This is a genomic window from Treponema sp. (genome assembly GCF_045657965.1).
GTDB lineage: Bacteria > Spirochaetota > Spirochaetia > Treponematales > Treponemataceae > Treponema_D.
In genome coordinates, this window is sequence record NZ_JAZOUG010000163.1 from 1 (window position 1) to 3,749 (window position 3,749).

7 protein-coding genes are annotated in these 3,749 nt (G+C 42.5%); 5 read left to right on the top strand and 2 right to left on the bottom strand.

The window, feature by feature from the left end; all coding sequences use genetic code 11:
• A partial coding sequence (locus tag ACKI5B_RS05860) for a hypothetical protein (protein WP_407426761.1) occupies positions 1–242 on the bottom strand: 242 nt, incomplete at its 3' end.
• A gap of 276 nt (positions 243–518) precedes the next feature.
• On the opposite strand from ACKI5B_RS05860, the gene ACKI5B_RS05865 reads away from it, so the two are divergent.
• The 5 genes from ACKI5B_RS05865 (at position 519) to ACKI5B_RS05885 (ending at position 3,006) form a co-directional block, all read left to right on the top strand.
• Positions 519–650 carry a hypothetical protein gene (locus ACKI5B_RS05865; RefSeq protein ID WP_407426763.1) on the top strand — a complete coding sequence of 44 codons (132 nt, stop codon included), beginning with the start codon at positions 519–521 and terminating at the stop codon, positions 648–650.
• Positions 651–813: 163 nt separating this feature from the next.
• Entirely contained in the window at positions 814–1,611 is a 798-nt protein-coding gene (locus ACKI5B_RS05870; protein WP_407426765.1) for a hypothetical protein, read from the top strand.
• Complete coding sequence (locus tag ACKI5B_RS05875; RefSeq protein ID WP_407426767.1) at positions 1,586–1,786, top strand: hypothetical protein; 201 nt, start codon at positions 1,586–1,588, stop codon at positions 1,784–1,786. Before ACKI5B_RS05870 ends, ACKI5B_RS05875 begins: the two co-directional genes overlap by 26 nt.
• Entirely contained in the window at positions 1,783–1,992 is a 210-nt protein-coding gene (locus ACKI5B_RS05880) for a hypothetical protein (protein ID WP_407426769.1), read from the top strand. The genes ACKI5B_RS05875 and ACKI5B_RS05880 overlap by 4 nt, the downstream gene beginning before the upstream one ends.
• A 663-nt stretch (positions 1,993–2,655) precedes the next feature.
• The gene (locus ACKI5B_RS05885) at positions 2,656–3,006 is read left to right on the top strand and encodes a hypothetical protein (protein WP_407426770.1); all 351 of its coding nucleotides are present in this window, start codon (positions 2,656–2,658) and stop codon (positions 3,004–3,006) included.
• 321 nt (positions 3,007–3,327) lie between these two features.
• Here the strand turns inward: ACKI5B_RS05885 and ACKI5B_RS05890 are convergent.
• Positions 3,328–3,749: GGGtGRT protein (locus tag ACKI5B_RS05890; protein WP_407426772.1), on the bottom strand; the 422-nt coding region annotated here is incomplete at its 5' end.

Here is a 3,749-nt window from a genome sequence, read left to right on the forward strand (position 1 = left end):
ATTACAAAATATATAGAAGAAACTGCAAGCATGCTCTCATATTCCATGTCTGCCCAGCACTTTCCCAAAAGCCAGGTCATTCCAGAAATAATGACAAGTGAGCCGGCGTAAAACAAAAATTTCTGCAAAGGCGAAGAATCCGTGTTCTGCTCTTTTATAAAAGCTGCGAAAGTTTCCTTTTGCTCCTGTGAGAAAATGTTGTTTTTTACGGCAAGTTCTAAGTCTTTATCAGTGTATTTCATATGTTTTTATTTTCCTTCCCAATCACGTGGAATAAACTATGAATCAATCTCACAGTTCTCAGCTCTTAAAGAATAATAGCCGTGAGTCTGAGAGCCTGTAACGTAGTATTCAGCATTTTACTGCAAAAATGCATTTTCCTGTACTGAGTATAAACCATTTGAGAGAATTTTAGAATCATTTGACCTTATATAAATTCCACTTTCAAATATAAAGCTGGAAAAACGGACGGAGAAATTATTTTCTTAGACCACACGGGATTTTCCACCTATGAAACTATGTACCGTGCGAAAGAAATCTTTGATGTGGACAATACGATTGTCGTAAGTCAAGAATTTCACCTTACACGAGCCATTTATATCACAAAAAAACTCGGATTGACATTGCAGGCTTTGAGTCTACGGAATTGAATCCTCTTTCGACAAAAAATCACGCGAGTTGGACGATTCGGGAATCTCTGGCACGGGTAAAGACATTCTTTTTGGTTCTTTTTAAAACAAAGCCGACATATCTCGGCGAAAAAATTCCCATAACAGGCGACGCAAAGGCATCTTGGGATATGGAGAAAACGAAATGAAAAAAACACTTCTATCCCTTGTATTCGCCTTTTTTTCACTTGGAGCGGCGTTTGCATGGTATGGGGAAGACGCACAGAAAAACTATGATGTGGCGGAGCGGCTTTTTGATGAGAAGAGATATAAAGAAGCGATAGAAGAATACCTGAAAGTCGTTGAGGAAACCGAGTCCCTGTATGAACTCAAAGATTCCGATAAAAGAGACATCGCCTCGGAATCCCTCTTGAAGTTTGACGGAATCGGCGAGGCGAAAATCCTGTATTATTCGCTGTACAACATCGCCTGCTGCCATTCGCTGATAGAAAATTTCGCTGAGTCAAAAAAATACCTCATTGCCGCGCTTCATGCGGGCTACCCAAGCCTGAACTATATTCTCAACGACTCCGATATGCGCCCGTTCTTTTCTTCCGCCCGCTCCTTAAAGTCAGAAATCACGGAAATATACAACTTGGGGAATTCAAAATCGCTCGTACAGGGAAAGAAATTCAAGCGATGGGTTGTGAATGACTGTGACGCATACAGCTTTAACGGCGATACGGTGATACAATATTACGACACATCCGACTGGCTGGACCGCAAGCTCAAAGGTACTTATGAAGTGAAGAACTATCACATACTCATGCATTTTTACAAAGTGTCATACCGAAAGCCTGACCCGTGGGCATCAGCCGCACGGAGAAGGCAGCGTGTTCTTGATTATATTGCAAAGGTCGGCAAAAATGCCCCGACTGTTTTTATTGTTCTGGAAGGAACAAAGAAGCTTGTTTCTGGTGAAGACATGGATATATCAGATTGAACTTCCCGAAAACCTTAAAAAGCTGGCAGACGTATTGTTCTGGTACAACGAAGACGATGACAAAAAATGGACTGTCTATGTTTCGGGTTACTCAGAAACGCCCCCGAACTGGCAACAAAAATGGGATATGTATTGCAATGTTCATTTCGGGGAATACATGGAGGAAACCCAATGAAACACACCAGCTTACTTCTTGCCGCAACACTTTTCCTTGCGAACGCAAATCTTTTTGCGAATGATGCGTACACGAAAGTTTCTGGCGGTTCTCTTTTGCCTGTCTCCAAAGCAAAGAATGAAAACATCAAAATGGAGAAGGAAGAAATCAATTTTGCGCTTCACAAAGATTACTATGATGTCAGCGTGAAAAGTCCGAAAAGATAAAGCCAGAATGCATAATCACGCAAAAAGATGTCTATCCAAAAATCGAGTCGGAAATCATCCTTGTGCTGAACTGTGTCCCGGACATCCTTGTAAGCATGCGGCGAATCAATCCAGAAAAAGAGTGGTATTTCAGAAACCGCGTTCAGAAACCGCGTTATTGATGAAAAAGTTTTGACCTGCTATTCTGACAGGCAGCTTCGTCTTCTTCGTAACCTCATATTCTCGGCATATGGGAATATTTTTAAGTCTGCCGACATAAACGCTTGACTCAAAAAATGGTGTTCCGATTGGTATGTGCCGAGAGCAAAAGTCACGGAAGGCATTTTCAACGAGAATGAAAAGAAAAATCTCGAATTGATATTGAAAGAGGAAGCAAGCAGAAAGAGATAAAAATCCTTATGAAAAAACGAATCACATTCACCACCCTGCGCATCATTGCAAAAATCGTCCTCGCTCTCATTGCGAGACCGCTCGCAAAAAAGCGCGGCTGAAAAAGGCTTGCGCGATTTCACCAAACGAAGAAACCGGCAGTTTTACGCTTGAAACAACGGCTTTTTTCCGTGCGGGCGAAACATACACGGGCGACATTCTGCTCGTAACATATCCGTCGGGGAAGAAAAAAGTGCGGGAAATTAACTTGTACAGGACGTTACGGAGGAAATAATGAAAATGAAACGCACAGCTTTACTTTTGACAATCGCACTTTCCGAGTTTCTCTTCGCCTCGTGTACAGAAAAGCAGATTGCTTTCGATGTTCATCAGTGGAAATCGGGCAAAAATCGCTATTATATGACGGATTCGCTTGTCAAAAAACTTGAAACGGAACAGCCGACCCGTGCGAAAATCCTTGATTTGCTCGGAACGCCCGAACTGTCTGGCGGAACACAGGAAACAGAGCTTTCGTATTTTCTGAAATCCGATGAAATTCTTTTCGGTCTTGCAATGTCGGAATTCTGTGTGCGTTTCAATGCCGACGGCACTTTTCTTTCGGCGCAAGTCATTCATTCTGACTGAGAATAAATTTCGGATAGAGAATTCCTCACTTCCATGGAGAGACAGTCCCGCTAATGTCCGCTACCGTTTTTTGCATATCCTGTTTTTCTCGCACATTTCGCCGTTCCTGCGCAGTTTGAAATCATTTTAAAAGATAATGAAGCGATGAAACATCTTTTGCAAATTGACACATACTTTTTTGATGGCACAATCATTTTTGCCTACATGATGACAGAAGGTCTGATTTTTATCCGCGGAACGAGGGAGGAACAACAATAAATGAATATTACAAAAAAAACGCTCCATCCAAAGACAGAGCGTTAAGTTTAATTCATAAACGTATTAGAATGAACCTGCTACAGCAACTGCACAGGCAACGGTACAGCCTACCATAGGGTTGTTTCCCATTCCCATGAATCCCATCATTTCAACGTGAGCTGGAACTGATGAGCTACCAGCGAACTGAGCATCTGAGTGCATACGGCCTAAAGTATCTGTAAAGCCGTAAGAAGCAGGACCTGCAGCCATGTTATCAGGATGGAGTGTACGTCCAGTACCACCACCACTAGCTACAGAGAAGTATTTTTTACCTGCAAGGAGGCGCTCTTTCTTGTAAGTACCAGCAACCGGGTGCTGGAAACGAGTTGGGTTTGTAGAGTTTCCAGTAATAGAAACGTCAACATCCTCGTGCCACATGATTGCAACACCTTCGCGAACATCGTCAAAGTCGGATCGTAGCCATGTCGTTCTGTGGGCCAAGGAGT

What these genes read in the sequence shown, in the direction of transcription:
- ACKI5B_RS05865 (WP_407426763.1), top strand. Translation starts at nt 519, where the DNA reads ATGTACCGTGCGAAAGAAATCTTTGATGTGGACAATACGATTGTCGTA.
- ACKI5B_RS05870 (WP_407426765.1), top strand. Translation starts at nt 814, where the DNA reads ATGAAAAAAACACTTCTATCCCTTGTATTCGCCTTTTTTTCACTTGGA.
- ACKI5B_RS05880 (WP_407426769.1), top strand. Translation starts at nt 1,783, where the DNA reads ATGAAACACACCAGCTTACTTCTTGCCGCAACACTTTTCCTTGCGAAC.
- ACKI5B_RS05885 (WP_407426770.1), top strand. Translation starts at nt 2,656, where the DNA reads ATGAAAATGAAACGCACAGCTTTACTTTTGACAATCGCACTTTCCGAG.